Below are 18,516 nucleotides of genomic sequence, written 5' to 3'. Positions count from 1 at the left end.
GCGTACATCCCGGGTCGTACGTCCCGCGCCCCCCCTGCCACCCGCAGGAGTACGCCAGGTGCACGCGCCGGCATGACGCCGCGCACGGCACCGCCACCGCAGGATCGTGAGCCATGGAAACCGTGGACCTCGCCCGCCTGCAGTTCGCCCTCACCGCCGGGGCGCACTTCCTGTTCGTCGCGCTGACGCTCGGCCTCGCGACGCTGGTGGCCGTCGTCCAGACCTGGGCGACGCTCACCCGCAACCCGGTCCACCTGCGGATGACCAGGTTCTGGGGCCAGCTCTACATCATCAACTACGCGATGGGCATCGCCACCGGCCTCGTGATGGAGTTCCAGCTCGGGCTGACGTGGAGCGGGCTGACGGAGTTCGCGGGCAACACCTTCGGCGCCTCGCTGGCGATCGAGACGCTGGTCGCCTTCTTCCTGGAGTCCACGTTCCTGGGCCTGTGGATCTTCGGCTGGAACAAGCTGAACCGGTGGGCCCACCTGGCGGCGATCTGGGTCGTGACGCTCACGGCGTACGCCTCGGCCTTCTGGATCCTCGTCTCCAACGGCTTCCTCCAGCACCCGGTCGGCTACGAGCTCGCGGACGGCGTGCTGCGGCTGACCGACTTCGGCGCGATGGTCGCCAACCCCACCGCCCAGGTCGCGTTCTTCCACGTGCTCGGCGGCGCCATGGTCACGGGCGGCTTCTTCATGGCCGGGGTCAGCGCGTACCACCTGCGCAGGCGCACCGCCGAGCAGGACCTGTTCCGCAAGTCGCTGCGGATCGGCGTCGGCGTGGCGCTGCCCGCGACGCTGTTCACGGCCACGCTCGGTGGGCTCGGCTTCGAGACGCTGCAGCCTACGAAGGCCGCCGTGTGGAGCGGCGACGCCGCGCGCATCGCCGCCGCGCAGGCCGAGATGGTGGCCGCGCACGGCCCCGGCGACTACCTGCCGCCCTCCGGCTGGGTGCACGCCGGCGGCCTGACGATGATGATCGCCTTCGCGGTGATGTTCTTCTTCTCCGGGCTGAGCGCCGTGCTCATGCTCTTCCGGCCCGCCGTGCGGGGCCTGCGGGTGTGGCACTGGCTGCTGACCCTGATGATCCCGGTGCCGTTCCTGGCCATGCTGGGCGGCTGGGTGTTCCGCGAGATGGGCCGCCAGCCGTGGGCGGTGTACGGCCTGCTGACCACGGCGGAGGCGATGTCGCCGCTCACGGAGACGCAGATGCGGGTCTCGCTGACCGCGTTCGTGACCGTGTTCGCCGTGCTGATCGTGACCAACTACCTGCTGCTGGCCAGGGCCGCCCGGCGCGGCCCCGGCGCGGTGACGCTGGGCGACCGGCCGATCGACGCCCCGTCCACCGAGCCCGCCCTGTCCCTCTGAGGAGCCCGTCATGGAGATCTTCGTTCTGGCCTTCTTCGCGCTCGGCTACCTCGTCCTGGGCGGCGCCGACATCGGCGTCGGCATGACGCTGCCGTACCTCGGCCGCGACGGCGGCGAGCGGCGGGAGGTGATCGCCGCGATCGCGCCGTTCTTCCTCGGCAACGAGGTGTGGCTGGTGTCCACGGCGGGCGTGCTCGCGGGGCTCTTCCCCGAACTGGAGGGCGAGCTGCTGAGCGGCAACGTCGCGGTGGTGGTGCCGCTGCTGCTGTCCTGGGTGGCGCGCGACATGGGGCTGTGGCTGCGGGGACGGCTGCCCGGGGTGCGCTGGCAGGGCTTCTGGGACGGCGCGATCGTCGCCGGGAGCTGGGGCCTGGCGCTGAGCTGGGGCGTGCTGCTCAGCGACGTGCTGCTCGGCCTGCACGGGCCGGTCGCGCTGGTGCCCGCGCTGCTGGTGGCCGTGGTGTTCGGCACGCACGGGCTGGCCTTCGCCGCGCTGCGGCTGCGCGGCGAGCTGCGGCAGCGGGCCGCCGTGCTGTCCGGCGGCTCCGGCGAGGCGCGCACGTACGCCCTGACCGCCGCCGCGCTCGTCGGGATCGGGGTGCTGGCCGGGCTGCGGCTGCCTCTGACGGCCGGGCCCACGGCGGCGCTGCTCACACCGGTGATCCTCGCGGTGACACCGCTGCTGGTCGCCTCGCAGGCGTGGGTCTGGTGGACCTTCCGCCACCGCGTGACCGGCCCGTCCTACCTGTGAGTGCTCACCTGCGGCGCGGGTGGGTGAAGGACGCGTCCGACTTCACCGAGGCGTCCTCCGGGGCCACCTCGGGCGGCGAGGCGCGCAGCCACCGGCACCCGTGCGGGCCGAGGGGCAGGCGCACGACCCCCTTCTCCGAGACCTCGGTGGCGCCGTCCGCCAGCAGGTCGGTGAGCCGGTAGTTCGCCAGGCCCTCCAGCGTCAGCTCCACGTCCTCGGCCGTCCTGCCCAGGTTGTGCAGGGCGATCACCGAAGCGCCGTCGGCGTCGCAGCGGTGCGCCAGGACGTGCGGGCTGCCCGGGTCGAGCACCGTGTGGGTGCCCCACGCCAGCTCCGGGCACTCCCGGTAGCGCTCGATGAGGAGCTGGATCCAGCGCAGCAGCGAGTCCGTGTCGCGCTTCTGGCTCGCCACGTTGACCCGGTCCGGCCCGAAGGGACCGTCCGGCATCCGCCGCACGGGCTCGGCCATGCTGAAGCCGCCCTCACCCGACCACTGCATGGGGGTGCGCACCGCCATCCGGCCCTCCGCGTCGAGGTTCTCCCCCATGCCGATCTCCTCTCCGTAGAACAGCACCGGCGTGCCCGGCAGCGAGAAGAGCAGGCTGTAGGCCATCTTGATCCGCCGCAGGTCGCCGCCGAGCATGGGGGGCAGCCGGCGGCGCAGCCCGCGGCCGAAGATCTGCATGTCCTTCTCGGGGCCGAACGCCTGGAAGATCTCCTGACGCTCCTCGTCGGTGAGCTTGTCCAGCGTGAGCTCGTCGTGATTGCGGAGGAACGTCGCCCACTGGCAGTCCTTGGGCGGCTTGGGCCGTGACTTCAGCGCCGCGGCGAGCGGCTCGGCCTCGCCCCTGGCCAGCGCCAGCCAGGCGCTCTGCATGCCGATGAAGTCGAAGCACATGGTGACCTGGTCGCCGAGCCCTTCGCCGAAGTAGCCCATCAGCTCCTTGTAGGGCACGTTGACCTCGCCGAGCAGCACCGAGTCGCCCTGGCGCCGGGTCATGAAGGCACGCAGGTCCGCGAGGAAGTCGTGCGGGTCGGCCAGCTTGGGCTCGACGTTCTCGATGAGGAACGGCACCGCGTCCACCCGGAAGCCCGACAGCCCGAGCTCCATCCAGAAGCCGAGGATGCGCGCGATCTCGTCACGGACCTCGGGGTTGGCCACGTTCAGATCCGGCTGGTGCTTGTAGAAGCTGTGCAGGTAGTACTGGCCCGACCCCTTGTCGTACTGCCAGATGCTGTTCTCCTTGTCGGGGAAGACCACCATGCTCGGGTCGTCCGGCTCCGGCTTGTCGGACCAGACGTACCAGTCGCGGCGCGGCGCGTCCTTGCTCTTCCGCGCCTCCTTGAACCACGGGTGCTGGTCGGAGGTGTGGTTGACGACCAGGTCCGCGATGACGCGCAGCCCCCGGTCATGGGCGGTCCGCATGAACTCCACGAAGTCGCCGAGCGTGCCGAGCCGGGGGTCGATGGCGTAGAAGTCCGTGATGTCGTAGCCGTCGTCCTTGTTGGGGGTGGGATAGAACGGCATGAGCCACAGGCACGTCACCCCCAGCCCCGCCAGGTAGTCGATCTGCTGCGTCAGCCCGCGGAAGTCACCGATGCCGTCGCCGTTGCCGTCCTTGAACGTCTCCACGTCGAGGCAGTAGATGACGGCGTTCTTCCACCACAGGTCCGAGGTGTACGTCAGTCGCATGGACCGCCTGCTACCCAGAGGATCGCCCGGAATGCCGGACGCCTCCCGGGGAAGCGGAGAACGCCACTAAGGTCTGACCCACACGATCCCCCAGGAGGGCACCATGAGCGACCACGCGATCACCTTCGACCTGATCGACGTCGACAAGGACGGCCGCATCTCGGCCGAGGAGCTGGTCCGGCTGATGGAGGCCCTGGGGCAGCCGATCAGCCTGGAGCGGGCCCAGGCCGGCGTGGCCCGGCTCGACCAGGACGGTGACGGGCTGATCGACCTGGAGGAGTTCGGCGCGTTCCTCAAGGACTGACGCGGGACCGCCGGCCAGAGGGCCCGCTCGGCGCCGTGATCGTCAGGCGGCGGAGACGTACACCTGGCCGAAGACCTCGGCCAGGGCCTTCAGGTCGGTCGCGGCGTCCACCTCGGGCTTGGCCGGGTCGTAGAGGGTGGCCAGGCGGGGGCGGACCTCGGCGAGCTTCTTGAGCTGGTCCCAGGTGGCGTTGGCCGACCACTTCTCGCCGTACAGGCGGCTGACCTGGCCCTGCTCGTTCTCGGAGCGGCTCGGCAGCGTGACGGTCTCGGCCGCGTCGTCCTGGATCGGGCTCGCCACGTGCTCGGTGACGGCCTTGGTGACCTGCTCGCCGGAGAGCTGGGGCGCGCCGGCCGCGGTCAGCCCGGCGTCCTCGCTGGCGATCTGCGCGTACGCGTCCCACGCCCGGGCCCGGACCTGCACCCACTGGTTGCGCTGGGCCGCGGCGGCGTCGATCTTCCAGGTGGCGTACTCGGTGCCGAGGTGGGCGCCGTCCAGGGCGAGCTGGTCGATCTTGCCCTTGGCGAGCCAGGCGCCGATCCGCTCCGGGGCGAGCAGCGGGTACTTCTGGGTCATCGCGGTCTTGCAGGCCTCGTCGGCGCCGCAGCCGAACAGCGGCACCGCCGTGTGCGCGGCGAGCTTGCGGCCCGGGGCGAGCTTGCGCAGCCGCGCCGTCGCCTCGTTGACGAAGGTGTCCATCTCGTCGGCGCTCTGGAACGTCTGCCCGGTCCCGAGCTGACGGGTGAAGCGGATGCCGGTCACGCCCGGCTGCGCGGCCAGCGCGGCGACCTGCTTGGCGGCCTCGTCCAGCTTGCCGGCCTTCCAGTCGTCGGCCAGCTCGGCGTCCACCCACACCCGCAGGCCGGCCGCGACCGCGGTCTTGATCGCCTGGCCGGTGGTGCTCTCCATGGCCGTGGAGATCTGCTCGGCCGACAGGCCCTCCGGCGAGACGAAGCACTCCTCGCCGGCCTTGCACTCGGGCGTCCCGCCGTCCTCGGCGCCCTCGACGTCCGGCTCGCCGCCGTCGTGGGCCTGGCCGTCACCCACCCCGTCGTCCTCCGGCGGCTGGCAGACGTTGCCGGCGTCGCCGCAGTTGACGCCGACGGAGTCGAGCGGGCCCGTCTGCTCCATCCGCTCGCCGTCGTTGGCCAGCCACCACCGGGCGATGTCCAGCGCCTCGTCGGGCGTGGCCATCCAGTGGCACACGACGTACGCGGGGGTGTCGCCGGACATCAGGTCGTTGCAGCTCCGGGGATCGTCCTCCGACCAGGCCGGGACACCGATGCCGAGCAGGGAGAGGGCGAGTCCTATGACGAAGATCTGCCGCAGTCGACGTCGCATCGAGGCGCCTTACGTGAGGGGTGATCGTCGGGCATTCAGCACGATATCCGGATGATCAACGACGTTCAATGAGATCAGGGGGTCTTGACCGCTTTTCTGACCGATTCCGCATCCATCGGACAACCTCGAATAACCAGGAGACAGCCTCCCGGGCGACCCGGCAGAATGGGCGCGTTTGTCAAAGGGGGCATCACGTGCGCGGACATTTCCAAGATCTCAGCCTGCTCCGCGACCGGCGGTTCACGCTGCTGCTGGCGGCGCGGACCATCTCGGTGCTCGGCAGCACGTTCGCCCCCGTGGCCCTCGCCTTCGGCATCCTCGACCTGCCCGGGGCCGACGCGACCACGCTGTCGGTGGTGCTCACCGCCGAGTCGCTGCCGATGGTGCTCTTCATGCTGGCCGGCGGGGTGATCGCGGACCGCTTCCCCCGGCACCTGGTGATGATGGCCGGCGAGCTCGCCAACGCGCTGGCGTTCTTCGCCCTGTCCGTGATGATGCTCACCGGCTGGACCCCGCTGCCCGCGCTGGCCGGCGCCGCCGCGCTCAGCGGCGTGTCCATGGCGGTGCTGTTCCCCGCGCTGACCGGCATCATCCCGGAGGTGGTGCCGGCCGAACGGCTCCAGACCGGCAACGCCCTGCTCGGGCTGGGCGCCAACGTCTCCCGGGTGGCCGGGGCGGTCTTCGGCGGCGGCACGGTGGTGCTCTTCGGCGGCGGGTGGGCGCTGGCGGTGAGCGGGCTGATGTTCGCGGTGGCCGGCGGGCTGATCGCGGCCCTGCGGCTGACGCCCGCCGAGCGGCCCGCCGGCCCGCGCCACTCGGTGCTGGCCGACCTGCGCGACGGCTGGCGGGAGTTCAGCTCCCGGCAGTGGATCTGGGTGGTGGTCGCGCAGTTCTCCGTCATGGTGATGGCCATCCAGGCCGGTCACGGCGTGCTCGGGCCGTTGCTGGCCAAGGAGAGCCTGGGCGGGCCGCTGGCCTGGTCGGCGTTCCTGACGGGCGAGGCGGTCGGCACGATCGCCGGGGTGCTGGTGTCGCTGCGGTTGCGGCCGTCGCGCCCGATCCTGGTCGCCACGCTGCTGTGCCTGCCGACCGCCGCGCCGTACCTGCTGCTCGGGCTGGGGGCGCCGGTGTGGGCCATCGTGGCCGGCTCGTTCGCGCTGGGCGTCTGCTTCGACGTCTTCGGCGTGCTCTGGCAGACCACCATGCAGCGGGAGGTCCCGGCGGAGGCGCTGTCGCGGGTCAGCTCGTACGACGCGCTGGGGTCGCTGATGTTCGGCCCGCTCGGACTGATGCTGGCCGGGCCGGTGGCGGGGCTGCTCGGCACCCGCGAGGCGCTGCTCGGTTGCGGCGCGCTGGTCGTGCTCTCGACGCTGGCGGCGCTGCTGTCGCCCGGGGTGCGCAACCTGCGGGCCCCCGCCCCGGCGCCGGCCGCGGAGGGCGTCCCGGGCTGACCGCCGGCTCCGACCGTCCGTCTCAGGCCGGCCGGCCGCGGAAGAAGGCGTTGGCCCGGGGCTGGAACATGAGCGTCACGGCCCCGAGCACGGCCAGCAGGTGCAGGATCCGGCTGCCCGCGAAGAGGAAGTCCATCGGGGCCCAGGCGGCGACCGCCTCCCCGATCGAGCCGCCGTCCAGCAGCCACCGCGCCGGCTCGATCACCAGCGACAGCGTTCCGAAGATCCCGAGGCCGGCGGCCAGCGTGAGCCGCGCCCAGTTCCGTCCCTGCCGCAGCCGCAGGGCGAGGAACACGGCCGCCGCGAACACTGCCAGCCGGAAGGCGATCTGGGGCAGCAGCTCGCCGAACGCGGCACCGGACGACAGGGCCCGGGAGACGATCAGCACGGCCTCGAAGGCGCCGGCCGCGACGGCGAAGAGCCACAGCGACATGGCCGCGACCACGGCGGGCGGCGCCTGGTTCGGCAGGCCGTTCCGGGGCGCGGGCGGCGAGGTGAGGGTGGACGAGTGGTTCATGGGATCCTCCTGGGGCGTTTCCTGAAGTCTGCGCCGATCTGCCGTCCCGATCAGGCCCGCCGCCCCCCGAATCCCGGGTACGGCCCGCCCTACCCCCTCCCGGCCTCACGTGGCGTGACGGCAGGTGGCGACAACCGGACGGCGATAATCGACCCATGGCCGCTGAATCCGCCCAGACGCTGGAGCGCGGGCTCCGCCTGCTGAGGCTGCTCGCCGACGGCAAGGGCGGGCGCACCCCCACCGAGCTGAGTCACGAGCTGCAGCTCAGCCGCCCGGTCGTCTACCGGCTGCTCACCACGCTGTCGAGCGAGGGCTTCGTGCGGCGCGACGCCGAGGGGCGGGCGCACCTCGGGTTCGGGGTGCTGGTGCTGGCGCAGGCGGTGCAGCCGCTGCTGCGCGCGGCGGCGCTGCCCGCGCTGCGGCGGCTGGCCGAGCGGGTGGGCGCGACCGCGCACCTGACGGTGGCCGAGGGTGACGACGGGCTGGCCGTGGCCGTGGTGGAGCCGTCGTGGACGCACATGCACGTGGCCTACCGGGAGGGCTCGCGCCATCCGCTCACCAAGGGCGCGGCGGGGCAGGCGATCCTCGCGCTGCGCGAGGGCCGTTCGGACTACTTGGTGACGGAGGGGCAGTTGCAGGAGGGGGCCCGCGGCATCGCCGCCCCCGTGACCGGGCTGCCATGGCTGGAGGCGTCGGTGGGGGTGGTGACGTTCGGGCCGCTGGAGGAGTCGGCGGGCCCGTTCGTGGTCGAGGCGGCGGCCGAGCTGGCCGGTGCCCTGGGTTGACATCTTCAGGGCGATGGACGACGGTGATTACGTATAGAGGACACTGTCGTCCGATAAGCGGACACCAGCTCGGGGAGGGCGGATGCCGTACTACCGCGTCGTGGGCGAGATTCCCCGCAAGCGCCACGTGCAGTTCAGAAGGCCCGACGGCGGCCTGTACGCCGAGGAGCTGATGGGCGAGGAGGGCTTCTCCTCCGACTCCTCGCTGCTCTACCACCGCCACCTGCCGACGGCCATCGTCAAGGCGGAGGCGGTCTCCCAGGCGGCCGGCACGCGCCTGGAGCCCAACCTGCCGCTCTCCCCACGGCACTTCCGCACCCAGGACATCACCAGCGCCGGCGACCTGGTGACCGGCCGCGTCGTGCTGGCCGGCAACGGCGACGTCCGGTTGTCGTACGCCACCACCGACCAGCCGAGCGAGCTGTACCGCAACTCCATGGGCGACGAGTGCGTGTACGTCCAGCGCGGCCGGGTCCGGTTCGAGTCCACGTACGGCGTCATCGACGCCCACGAGGGCGACTACGTGGTCGTGCCCACCGGGACGATCCACCGCTGGGTGCCCGAGGGCCGGGTCAACGTGCTGGCCATCGAGGCCGCCGGGCACATCAGGCCGCCCAAGCGCTACCTGTCGCAGTACGGCCAGTTCCTGGAGCACGCGCCCTACTGCGAGCGCGACCTGCGCGCCCCGGCCGAGCCGCTGCTCGTCGAGGGCGAGGAGGTGCCGGTGCTCGTCCGCACCCGGGGCGGGCTCACCCGGCTCTTCTACCGCAACCACCCGTTCGACGTGGTGGGCTGGGACGGCTGCCTCTACCCGTACGCCTTCAACATCGAGGACTTCGAGCCGGTCGTGAAGAAGACGCACGCGCCGCCGCCGGTCCACCAGACGTTCGAGGGACCGGGGTTCGTGGTCTGCTCGTTCTGCCCGCGCCCGCTGGACTTCCACCCCGAGTCGGTGCCGATCCCGTACAACCACCACAACGTCGACTCCGACGAGTTCATGTTCTACGTCGGCGGCGACTACTCCGCCCGCAAGGGCTCCGGCATCGACGTCGGCTCGGTGTCGCTGCACCCGGCCGGCTTCACCCACGGACCGCAGCCCGGCGCGGTCGAGGCGGTCATCGACGCGGTCTCCCGCGGCGTCACGACGACCAGCGAGATGGCCGTCATGGTCGACACGTTCCGCCCGCTCGACCTCGGGCCGGGCGCGCTGGCCTGCGAGGATCCCGGCTACGCCTGGACGTGGGCGCGATGAGCACCGCCGTCCTCTTCACCGCCCTGGTGGACGACGCGGGGCTGTTCCCGCCGACGTCCCTGCACATGTCCGAGGCGCTGGCCCGCCACCGACGCGACCAGGAGCTCGGCGACCCGGTGCTGACCCACCGCTTCCTGTGCCCGGCCGGCCGGGTCGACGCGCTGCTCCGCGAGGACTTCACGCCCCGGCGCGTCGGCCTGATCCTGCACACGCCCGAGCCGCCGCCGTTCGACGATCTGCCGGTCGACATCGTGGAGGCGGTCCTGCCGCCCGACACGTCCGTGGCCGCGTTCGCCCAGCGGCTGGCCGGCCGGCTGCCGCGCGGCGTGCGGCTGTTCGTCGAGGTGCCGCCGCACCGGGTCGGCGGCGACGTGCCGGAGGGGGTCGGGCTCAAGGTGCGCTGCGGCGGCGCGACCGCCGACGCCTTCCCGCCGGTCGAGCACCTCGCCGCGTTCATCCGGTCGTGCGCGGAGCAGGACATCCCGTTCAAGGCCACGGCCGGGCTGCACCACGCCGTACGCCACTTCGACCCGGCGCTCGGCACCGACCGGCACGGGTTCCTCAACCTGGTGCTGGCCGTCTGCGAGGCCGTCGAGCGGCGTGATCCCGCGCAGGTGCTGCGCACCACCGACGCCGCCCGGCTGGTGGCGCTGGCCCAGGGGATGTCGCCGGAGACCGCCAAGCACGCCCGCGAGCTGCTCGTGAGCTACGGCTCGTGCAACACCGCGGCGCCGCTGGCCGACCTGCGCGAGCTCGGCCTGATCCCCGAGTGAGCCGCCGGCCGATGGGCAGGATGAGCGGCGCGATGCCGATCGAACAAGGAGGACGTGTGAGCTGGGGAGTGGACCACCTGCCCTACGGGGTGTTCTCCCGGCCGGGCCAGGCGCCGCGGGTGGGGGTGCGCTACGGCGACAGGGTGCTCGACCTGGCCGCCGCGCTGCACGACGAGGTGTTCGCGGCGCCCTCGCTCAACGCGTTCATGGCGCGCGGGCGGGGCGCCTGGCAGGCCACCCGGACGCTGCTCCAGGAGAAGCTGACCACCGACATGGCCGTCACCGAGGCCCACCTGGTCCCGCTGGAGCAGGTACGGCTGCACCTGCCGTTCGAGGTGGCCGACTACGTCGACTTCTACTGCTCGCTCGACCACGCCTCCAACATCGGCCGGATCTTCCGGCCCGACGCCGAGCCGCTGCTGCCCAACTGGCGGCACCTGCCGGTCGGCTACCACGGCCGCGCCGGCACCGTCGTCGTCTCGGGCACCCCGGTCACCCGGCCGCACGGGCAGCTCAAGGCCGGCGTGTTCGGGCCGTGCGCCAAGCTCGACATCGAGGCGGAGCTGGGGTTCGTGATCGGCAAGCCGTCCGAGATGGGGTCGCCGGCCGGCGCGTTCGAGGACCACGTCTTCGGGGTGACGCTGCTCAACGACTGGAGCGCGCGCGACATCCAGGCGTGGGAGTACGTGCCGCTCGGGCCGTTCCTCGGCAAGTCGTTCGCCACGTCGATCTCGCCGTGGATCACCCCGCTGGACGCGCTGCCCCGGATCCCCGGCCCGCCGCAGGACCCGGAACCGCTCGACCACCTGCGGCGACGGGCCGACTGGGGCCTCGACGTCGTCGTCGAGGTGGCGATCAACGGGGAGGTCGTGTCCCGCCCGCCGTACGCGTCGATGTACTGGACGCCGGACCAGATGCTCGCCCACATGACCTCCAACGGCGCGTCCCTGCGCGTCGGCGACCTGTTCGCCAGCGGCACCATCTCCGGGCCGCGGCGCGAGGAGCGCGGCTCCCTCATCGAGCTCACCTGGAACGGGACCGATCCGCTCAAACTCGCCGACGGCCAGACCCGGACGTTCCTGGAGGACGGCGACACCGTGACCCTGCGCGCCACAGCCGGCGGCATCACTTTGGGCGAGGTGTCGGGAACCATCCGATAGGTCACTCGACGTGCTCTCGTCGTGACTCCCCGCTAACCTGGGACGTCCCGTCCCGGAAAGCAGGAGTCAGATGCGGCGCGCCGCGGTCATCTCTCTGGTCATCCTCTGCCTCACCGCCCCGCTCACCGCGGGGTGCGGCTCGGGGAACTCCGACACCCCGCCGCCCGCGGCGCCGGCCGTACGCGTGAAGCCGGCGTTCGACACCAAGCGGGCCCGCACCGACCGCGGCCTCGTCGTCCGGGCGCGCGGCGGCAGGCTGGGCGAGGTGCGCGCCCACGCCGCCGGGGTTCCGGTGCCGGGGCGGCTCGACGCGTCCGGCACCGTCTGGCGCTCCGACTGGGCGCTCAAGCCCGGCGCCGAGTACACCGTGACGGCCAGGGCGGCCGGCCCGGGCGGCCCGCCGGCCGTCGCGAGGGGCCGCTTCCGCACCCGCGTGCCCGGCCACGCGTTCGGCGTGGCCTCGGCCGTGCCGCTGCCCGGCGAGACCGTGGGCGTCGGCATGCCGATCATCCTCGACTTCGACACCCCGGTCCGCGACCGGGTCGCCGTCGAGCGTTCCCTCCAGGTGACCTCCGAGGTGCCGGTCGAGGGGGCCTGGCGGTGGATCGGCGACACCCGGGCGGTCTACCGCACCCGCACCCACTGGGCGCCCCGGCAGCGGGTCACGGTCACCGCCCACCTGTCCGGGGTCCGGGCCGCTCCCGGCGTGTACGGCACGGCCGACCGCACGTTCATGTTCACCGTGGGCCGCGACCAGTCCAGCGTCGTCGACGCCCGTACCCACCAGATGGTGGTCACCCGCGACGGCGCGGTCGTGCGGCGCATGGCGATCAGCGCCGGCATGGGCACCACCCGCGAGTACACCACGACCAGCGGCGTCCACCTCACCATGGACAAGGGCGACCCCGTGCGCATGGTCTCCCCCGGCCGCGAGAAGGGCGAGCCCGGCTACTACGACAAGCTCATCGACCACGCCGTCCGCATCTCCGACAGCGGCGAGTACGTCCACGCCCTGAACAACGTGTGGGCGCAGGGCCGGGCCAACGTGAGCCACGGCTGCATCAACGCCCGCCCCGACCAGGCCGCCTGGTTCTACGCCAGTTCACGGCGCGGCGACCCGGTGACGATCACCGGCACCGACCGCGAGCTGGAATGGGACAACGGCTGGGGGTTCTGGCAACTGCCCTGGGAGGAATGGCTGCTCGGCAGCGCGCTCAACGGCCCCGCCGCGACACCCCTGTCGCAACGCTGAAACGGCGATACCGTAGGAAAAAGGGGAACCGGTGGCGGCCCCTGGCCCGTTGTCCTTATAGGAGGGCCGGAGCATGGACGAATGGATCGTCTGGGTGATCCTCGCGGTGGTCCTCGGCGTCGCCGAGATCTTCACCCTCACCGCGGCGCTCGGGTTGCTGGGCGTGGCGGCACTGCTGACGGCGGCCGGAGCCGCGATCGGATTGCCGGTGCCTCTGCAGTTGCTCGTCTTCGCCCTGTCCTCGACCGCGGGGCTGTTCGTCGTCCGCCCGATGGCCGTACGCCACATCCGCCAGCCGCAGCTGCAACGGTTCGGCGTGGAGGCGCTCGTGGGCAAGCCCGCCTACGCGGTCACCCAGGTGACCGGGCGCGACGGCAGGATCCGCGTCGGCGGGGAGGAATGGTCGGCACGCGCCTACGACGAGACCCTGGTGATCCCGGAAGGGGCGACCGTCGACATCATCGAGATCGAAGGGGCCACCGCCCTCGTATATCCCAGGGAGTGAGCATGGATCCGCTGTTGCTGGCCGGCCTGTTCGTCATACTCTTCGCGGTTTTCACCGTGCTCAAGGCCGTGCGCATCATCCCGCAGGCCCGGGCGCGCAACGTCGAACGGCTCGGCCGCTACCACCGCACTCTCAAGCCCGGCCTGAACTTCGTCATCCCGTACATCGACCGCGTCTACCCCATGATCGACCTGCGTGAACAGGTGGTGTCGTTCCGCCCGCAGCCGGTCATCACCGAGGACAACCTGGTCGTCGAGATCGACACCGTGCTCTACTTCCAGGTCACCGACCCCCGGGCGGCGGCCTACGAGATCGCCAACTACATCCAGGCGGTCGAGCAGCTCACCGTCACCACGCTGCGCAACGTGGTCGGCTCCATGGACCTGGAGAAGACGCTGACCTCCCGCGACACGATCAACAGCCAGCTCCGCGGCGTCCTCGACGAGGCCACCGGCAAGTGGGGCATCCGCGTCAACCGCGTCGAGATCAAGGCGATCGACCCGCCCAAGACCATCAAGGACGCGATGGAGAAGCAGATGCGGGCCGAGCGCGACAAGCGCGCCGCGATCCTCAACGCCGAGGGCCAGCGCCAGTCGCAGATCCTGACGGCCGAGGGCGACAAGCAGAGCAGCATCCTGCGCGCCGAGGGCCAGCGCGCCGCCGCGATCCTGGAGGCCGAGGGTCAGTCGCGGGCCATCGACCAGGTCTTCCAGGCCGTCCACCGCAACGACCCCGACCCGAAGCTGCTGGCCTACCAGTACCTCCAGGTGCTGCCGCAGCTCGCCCAGGGCTCGGGCAACACGTTCTGGGTCATCCCGAGCGAGGTCACCTCGGCGCTCCAGGGCGTGTCGAAGGCGTTCACCGAGGCCCTGCCCAAGTCGGCGGCCACCCGCGAGGAGCTGCCGCCGAGCGCGGAGATGGACGAGGAGGTGGCCAAGGCCGCGGAGGCGGCGGCCGAGGCGGTGGCGGACGCGCAGGAGGCCGAGAGCCCCAACGGCCCGCGGCAGCTCACGCAGGCCGTCCCGGAGCCGGCCCCGTTCCCCGACCTCGACGCCGACCGCGCCCCGGCCGGCGAGCGCAACCACCAGGAGCACTGAACCACCCGGAGCAGTGACGGGGCACGTGCCCGCCGACCCCCGTGGGCGGCGGGCACACCCGTGTCCCCGGTCAGTGCGACAGCGGCGGCTCCGTGGTGTCCACGAGGGTGCAGTCGGCCACGGCGCCCTCGGCGACACGGGCCCAGATGGCCGCCACTCTCACAGGGTCGTCCGGGTCGTCGAACACGCTGAACTCCAGCACGCCCGTCTGGCCGTCCTTGATGACGCGGGGGTCGATGACGAAGCCCGGCCCGTCGTCCTTCCCGTCGGGGACGACGTACAGCGGGGCCTCCTCCTCCGGCAGGAAGCGCGCGGCACGCGGCTGCGGGCTGCACTTCTTGCCCTTCGGGACGTAGTCCACCACCACGCTCATCCCCTTGGCCCGCAGGTCGGCCTCCAGCTTGTCGGCGTCCCGGACCTCGTTGATCTGGATGCGGACGGTGCCGTCCGGGTTGTCGGTGACGGCGTACGCCGGGTCGCCGCCGCCCACGAGCAGCGGGAGCGCCACGGCCGCCGCGGCGGCGAGCCCCAGGACGGGCGCCAGGACAGCGGGGCGCAGCAGGCGGCGGCGCGGGGCGCGGGCCTTCTGGGCCTTGTGCTCGATCTCGGTCATCACGAACTCCTTGAGCAGCCGGTGACGGCCCTCGGGAAGATCGCGTTCGTCGTTCCAGGTCATCGGATCTCCTCCTTCGCGGGGCCTCGGTCACCTACTACCTGTCGGGGCGCGGGCGGCGGTTCCACGAATCTCGCGAGTTTCCGCCGAGCCCTCGACAACCGCGACCGCACGGTGCCCACCGGGATGTCCAGCGCCTCGGCAGCCTCCGCGTAGTCGAGCCCCGCCCACACGCACAGCGCGAACACGTCGCGCTCGTGGCGGCGCAGCCCTCCGAACGCCTCCCGCACGGCGGCCAGGCGCTCGGCGTCGTCGATGCGGCCCACCACCTCGTCGGCGAAGTCGGGCACCGGCTCGCCCCTGGGCAGCCGGGCCAGCGCGTCGTCGTGGCGGCGCGAGGCCCGGCGGGTGTTGCGGGCCACGTTCGTGGCGATCCCGAGCAGCCACGGCCGCAGCGAGCCGCCCTCGGGGTCCACCCGGGCGCGTAACCGCCACGCCTCCAGGAACGTCAGCGCCATCACGTCCTCGGCCGCCGACCAGTCGCCGGTCAGGCGGTAGGCGTGGTTGTAGACGGCCTTCGAGCACTCGTCGAAGAGCTGCTCGAAGGCCGCCGGGTCTCCGGTACGTATTCCGGCACGTAACGACATGTCCACACACAGGACTGTCCGCGGCGGGCCGGGAGTTCCCGCTCGGCTCTCCCGCGTCTGCCCCGCCTCGAAGCTCAGCTCTCCCGTTGCTGACCCGCCTCGAAGTACGCGACCAGCTCCGGGTCCAGCGCGGGCACGTCGTACGGCGTCCCTCCGTCGCGCAGTGACATCGTGGCCTGGTAGCCCGCCGCCACGCTCATCCGGGCCGCCACCGGCGAGGTGTCCGTGACCCCGCCCTCCCGGACGAACCGCAGGAACTCGGTGATGATCCCGGTGTCCGCGCCACCGTGGCCGCCCTGCGCGTCGGGCACCCGGTAGGCGATGTCGGCGTCGCCGCGGTGGCCGGTCGGGCCGGTGTTCCACACCTTGACCGTGTCGCCGGGGCCGTCGCCGAAGTTCTCCAGCCGGCCCTCGGTGCCGATGACCGTGTAGTTGCGCACGTAGTCGGGGGTGAAGTGGCACTGCTGGTAGGCGGCGATGACGCCGTTGTCCAGGCGCATGTTCATCACCGACACGTCCTCGACGTCCACGACGTGGTGCAGGTCGCGGCGGGCCGTCGGCGGCCAGTCGTACTCGCGCAGCCACCCCTCGGGCCGCGAGGTGCCGGGCTCGCGGCGCGGCAGGTCGCCGTACACCATGAGGTCGCCGAACGCGCTGACCCGGGTGGTGTAGCCGCCGGCCAGCCAGTGGATGACGTCGAGGTCGTGGGCGGCCTTCTGCAGCAGCAGGCCGGTGGTGCGGGTGCGGTCGGCGTGCCAGTCCTTGAAGTAGTAGTCGCCGCCGTACGAGACGAAGTGGCGCACCCACACCGTCTTCGGCTCGCCGATGTCGCCGCGGCGGATGGCCTCGCGCATCAGCCGTACGACGCCCATGTGCCGCATGTTGTGCCCGACGTACAGCCGGGTGCCGGTGCGGCGGGCGGCGCGCAGGATCGCGTCGCAGCCCTCCACGGTGATCGCGAGCGGCTTCTCCACGTAGACGGCCTTGCCCGCCTCCAGGCAGTCGATCGCGATGCGCTCGTGGGTGTCGTCGGGCGTCATCAGGATCACGGCGTCGAGGTCGTCGCGGTCCAGCAGCCGGCGGTGGTCCTCGGTCACGTACGCGGCGTCGAACACCCCGGCCTGGTGCTTGAGCACGGCCGGGTCGGTGTCGCAGAGCGCGGTGACCGCCGCGCCCGCGCCGGGCCGGTGCGCCGCGCGGGCGAGGCTGGCGCGCAGGCCGAGGCCGATGACGCCGATCCGCAGGTCTTCCACGTGGGTCCTTTCTCGGGGGTACGGCACGCTATTTGGAGCCGGTGAACGCGATGCCCTGGATGAGCTGCTTCTGCATGATGACGAACAGTACGATGATCGGCGCGCTGGCCATGAGCGATCCCGCCATGAGCACCGGGTAGTCGGTCATGTGCTCGCCCTGGAGCGCCGACAGGCCGGCCGAGAGCGGCATGCTCTCGGGGTCGGTGTTGACGATGAGCGGCCACATGAGGTCGTTCCACGACCACAGCACGGTCAGCACGCCGAGCGCCAGCAGTCCGGGCCTGGCCAGCGGCAGCATCACGCTCCAGAAGATCCGCAGCGGGTTGGCGCCGTCCAGGCGGGCCGCCTCCTCCACCTCGGCGGGAAGGGTCATGAAGAACTGCCGCATCATGAACGTGCCGAACGCGCTGAACATGCCGGGCGCGATCAGCCCGGGCAGGGTGTTGAGCCAGCCGAGGCCCTGGACGATCTGGTACTGCGGGATGAGGAAGAGCTGGCCCGGCACCATGAGCACCGACAGCAGGGCGACGAAGATGACGTCGCGGCCGGGGAAGCGCAGCCGGGCGAAGGCGTAGGCCGCCAGCGAGCAGAACAGGAGCTGGGCCAGCGTGCGCCCGGTCGTCATGACCACGGTGTTGCCGAGCTGCCGCAGGAACGGCGTCTCGTCGAGGACCTTGGCGAAGTTGGCCCACTCGAACGAGGGGATCCAGACCGGCGGCGTCCTGGTCGCCTCGGTGAACGTCTTCAGCGAGGTGAGCACCTGCCAGAAGAACGGCATCACCATGGCCGCCGCGCCGACGGCGAGCACCAGGTGGACCGGCCAGAGACGGCCGCCGTTACGCATAGTGGACCCACCTCTTCTGCACGCGGAACTGGATGACGGTCAGCACGAGCGTGATCAGCATGAGGATCACGGCCATGGCCGCCGCGTACCCCTTGGCGCCCTCCTCGAAGGCGCGGGAGAAGAACAGCGACACGACGGTCTGCGTCTCCTCCCGGGCGGGGTTGCCGCGGCGCAGCATGAGATAGACGAGGTCGAACATCTGCAGGCCGTTGATCACGCTGAGCACGGAGACGAAGAAGATGCTCGGCGACAGCAGCGGCAGCGTGATGCCGAAGAACTGCCGGGCCCGCCCGGCCCCGTCGATCGAGGCGGCCTCGTACAGGTGGGCCGGGATCGACTGGAGGCCGGCCATGAAGATGACCGCGTTGTAGCCGATCTGCGTCCAGATGCCCACGGCGACGAGCGCGTACAGGGCGGTGGACGGCTCGGCGATCCAGGACGTGCCGTGGATGCCGACGAGGGAGAGCAGGTAGTTGACCAGGCCGTAGTCGCCGTTGTAGAGCCAGGTCCAGATCATCGCGACGGCCGCCGGCATGGTCACCACGGGCAGGAAGTACAGGGTGCGGTAGAGCGACACGAGCCGCAGCCCCCGGGTGCCGAGCAGGGCCGCCACCGCGATGGACAGCGGGATGCCGAGCAGGCTCAGTCCGCCGTACACGAAGGTGTTGCGCAGCGCCTTGGCGTTGGCCGGGTCGGTGAGGAGCTGCTCGTAGTTGCGCAGGCCCACCCAGGTGGCGTCGCCGAACAGCGTCCACTCGGTGAAGCTGTAGTAGACCGACTGCGCGACCGGCCACAGGTAGAAGACGGCGAGGCCGAGCACGAGCGGCGTGATCATCGCGTAGCCCCAGACCCAGTCGCGGTCGCGCAGCCGGCGGCGGGTGGCGGGGCGGGCGGCCGCCCTGGTGGCG

The 18,516-nt window shown here is 71.8% G+C and carries 19 protein-coding genes; 11 read left to right on the top strand and 8 right to left on the bottom strand.

Translation table 11 applies throughout. The annotated features are described in order from the left end of the window. Positions 1–113: 113 nt before the first annotated feature. A complete protein-coding gene (locus AB0H81_RS18585) occupies positions 114–1,370 on the top strand; it encodes a cytochrome ubiquinol oxidase subunit I (RefSeq protein ID WP_358375836.1) in 1,257 nt (418 codons plus the stop codon). Positions 1,371–1,380: 10 nt separating this feature from the next. Then, on the top strand, positions 1,381–2,121 hold the full coding sequence (locus AB0H81_RS18580; protein WP_358375834.1) for a cytochrome d ubiquinol oxidase subunit II: 741 nt from the start codon (positions 1,381–1,383) through the stop codon (positions 2,119–2,121). Positions 2,122–2,125: 4 nt separating this feature from the next. Here the strand turns inward: AB0H81_RS18580 and AB0H81_RS18575 are convergent, their stop codons facing one another. Next, positions 2,126–3,814 carry an alpha-amylase family protein gene (locus AB0H81_RS18575; protein WP_358375833.1) on the bottom strand — a complete coding sequence of 563 codons (1,689 nt, stop codon included), beginning with the start codon at positions 3,812–3,814 and terminating at the stop codon, positions 2,126–2,128. A 103-nt stretch (positions 3,815–3,917) separates the two neighbouring features. Here AB0H81_RS18575 and AB0H81_RS18570 point away from each other — a divergent pair, with 103 nt between their 5' ends. Then, a complete protein-coding gene (locus tag AB0H81_RS18570) occupies positions 3,918–4,118 on the top strand; it encodes an EF-hand domain-containing protein (protein WP_358375832.1) in 201 nt (66 codons plus the stop codon). A 42-nt stretch (positions 4,119–4,160) separates the two neighbouring features. On the opposite strand, the gene AB0H81_RS18565 is transcribed toward AB0H81_RS18570, so the two are convergent. Then, positions 4,161–5,459 (bottom strand): hypothetical protein, encoded by a 1,299-nt coding sequence (locus tag AB0H81_RS18565; protein WP_358375830.1) that lies wholly within the window; start codon positions 5,457–5,459, stop codon positions 4,161–4,163. Between the two features lie 194 nt (positions 5,460–5,653). Between AB0H81_RS18565 and AB0H81_RS18560 the strand changes: the two genes are divergently transcribed. Next, the gene (locus AB0H81_RS18560; RefSeq protein WP_358375829.1) at positions 5,654–6,910 is read left to right on the top strand and encodes an MFS transporter; all 1,257 of its coding nucleotides are present in this window, start codon (positions 5,654–5,656) and stop codon (positions 6,908–6,910) included. Positions 6,911–6,932: 22 nt separating this feature from the next. On the opposite strand, the gene AB0H81_RS18555 is transcribed toward AB0H81_RS18560, so the two are convergent. Next, positions 6,933–7,427, bottom strand: coding sequence for a hypothetical protein (locus tag AB0H81_RS18555; protein ID WP_358375827.1), 495 nt, complete (start codon positions 7,425–7,427; stop codon positions 6,933–6,935). 155 nt (positions 7,428–7,582) lie between these two features. Here AB0H81_RS18555 and AB0H81_RS18550 point away from each other — a divergent pair, with 155 nt between their 5' ends. The 7 genes from AB0H81_RS18550 (at position 7,583) to AB0H81_RS18520 (ending at position 14,251) form a co-directional block, all read left to right on the top strand. Next, positions 7,583–8,212, top strand: a complete 630-nt coding sequence (locus tag AB0H81_RS18550) for a helix-turn-helix domain-containing protein (RefSeq protein ID WP_358375825.1) — start codon at positions 7,583–7,585, stop codon at positions 8,210–8,212. An 82-nt stretch (positions 8,213–8,294) separates the two neighbouring features. Then, positions 8,295–9,464, top strand: a complete 1,170-nt coding sequence (locus tag AB0H81_RS18545; protein WP_358375824.1) for a homogentisate 1,2-dioxygenase domain-containing protein — start codon at positions 8,295–8,297, stop codon at positions 9,462–9,464. Further along, positions 9,461–10,237 carry a hypothetical protein gene (locus tag AB0H81_RS18540; RefSeq protein ID WP_358375822.1) on the top strand — a complete coding sequence of 259 codons (777 nt, stop codon included), beginning with the start codon at positions 9,461–9,463 and terminating at the stop codon, positions 10,235–10,237. The genes AB0H81_RS18545 and AB0H81_RS18540 overlap by 4 nt, the downstream gene beginning before the upstream one ends. Positions 10,238–10,293: 56 nt before the next feature. Continuing rightward, positions 10,294–11,397: a fumarylacetoacetase gene (gene fahA / locus AB0H81_RS18535; RefSeq protein ID WP_358375820.1), complete on the top strand. Its 1,104-nt coding sequence runs from the start codon at positions 10,294–10,296 to the stop codon at positions 11,395–11,397. Between the two features lie 70 nt (positions 11,398–11,467). Beyond that, positions 11,468–12,649 carry an Ig-like domain-containing protein gene (locus AB0H81_RS18530; RefSeq protein ID WP_358375818.1) on the top strand — a complete coding sequence of 394 codons (1,182 nt, stop codon included), beginning with the start codon at positions 11,468–11,470 and terminating at the stop codon, positions 12,647–12,649. Positions 12,650–12,722: 73 nt separating this feature from the next. Beyond that, positions 12,723–13,154 carry an NfeD family protein gene (locus AB0H81_RS18525; protein ID WP_358375817.1) on the top strand — a complete coding sequence of 144 codons (432 nt, stop codon included), beginning with the start codon at positions 12,723–12,725 and terminating at the stop codon, positions 13,152–13,154. A 2-nt stretch (positions 13,155–13,156) separates the two neighbouring features. Next, a complete protein-coding gene (locus AB0H81_RS18520; RefSeq protein WP_358375815.1) occupies positions 13,157–14,251 on the top strand; it encodes an SPFH domain-containing protein in 1,095 nt (364 codons plus the stop codon). 70 nt (positions 14,252–14,321) lie between these two features. Here AB0H81_RS18520 and AB0H81_RS18515 read toward each other — a convergent pair whose 3' ends face one another. From AB0H81_RS18515 to AB0H81_RS18495, 5 genes are all read right to left on the bottom strand, one after another. Beyond that, positions 14,322–14,927, bottom strand: a complete 606-nt coding sequence (locus AB0H81_RS18515; RefSeq protein WP_358375813.1) for a hypothetical protein — start codon at positions 14,925–14,927, stop codon at positions 14,322–14,324. Further along, complete coding sequence (locus AB0H81_RS18510) at positions 14,924–15,511, bottom strand: RNA polymerase sigma factor (RefSeq protein ID WP_358375811.1); 588 nt, start codon at positions 15,509–15,511, stop codon at positions 14,924–14,926. Before AB0H81_RS18510 ends, AB0H81_RS18515 begins: the two co-directional genes overlap by 4 nt. Before the next feature lie 74 nt (positions 15,512–15,585). Next, a complete protein-coding gene (locus tag AB0H81_RS18505; RefSeq protein WP_358375810.1) occupies positions 15,586–16,764 on the bottom strand; it encodes a Gfo/Idh/MocA family oxidoreductase in 1,179 nt (392 codons plus the stop codon). 28 nt (positions 16,765–16,792) lie between these two features. Then, positions 16,793–17,608: a carbohydrate ABC transporter permease gene (locus AB0H81_RS18500; RefSeq protein WP_358375808.1), complete on the bottom strand. Its 816-nt coding sequence runs from the start codon at positions 17,606–17,608 to the stop codon at positions 16,793–16,795. Further along, the coding region (locus AB0H81_RS18495) for a sugar ABC transporter permease (RefSeq protein ID WP_358375806.1) at positions 17,601–18,516 on the bottom strand (916 nt) is incomplete at its 5' end. The genes AB0H81_RS18500 and AB0H81_RS18495, both read right to left, overlap by 8 nt.

Origin of the sequence: Nonomuraea sp. NPDC050691, assembly GCF_040654455.1 — a bacterium.
Lineage (GTDB): Bacteria > Actinomycetota > Actinomycetes > Streptosporangiales > Streptosporangiaceae > Nonomuraea.
Note: the sequence above shows the minus strand (reverse complement) of the source record. Positions and strands in the feature narration are given on the sequence as shown.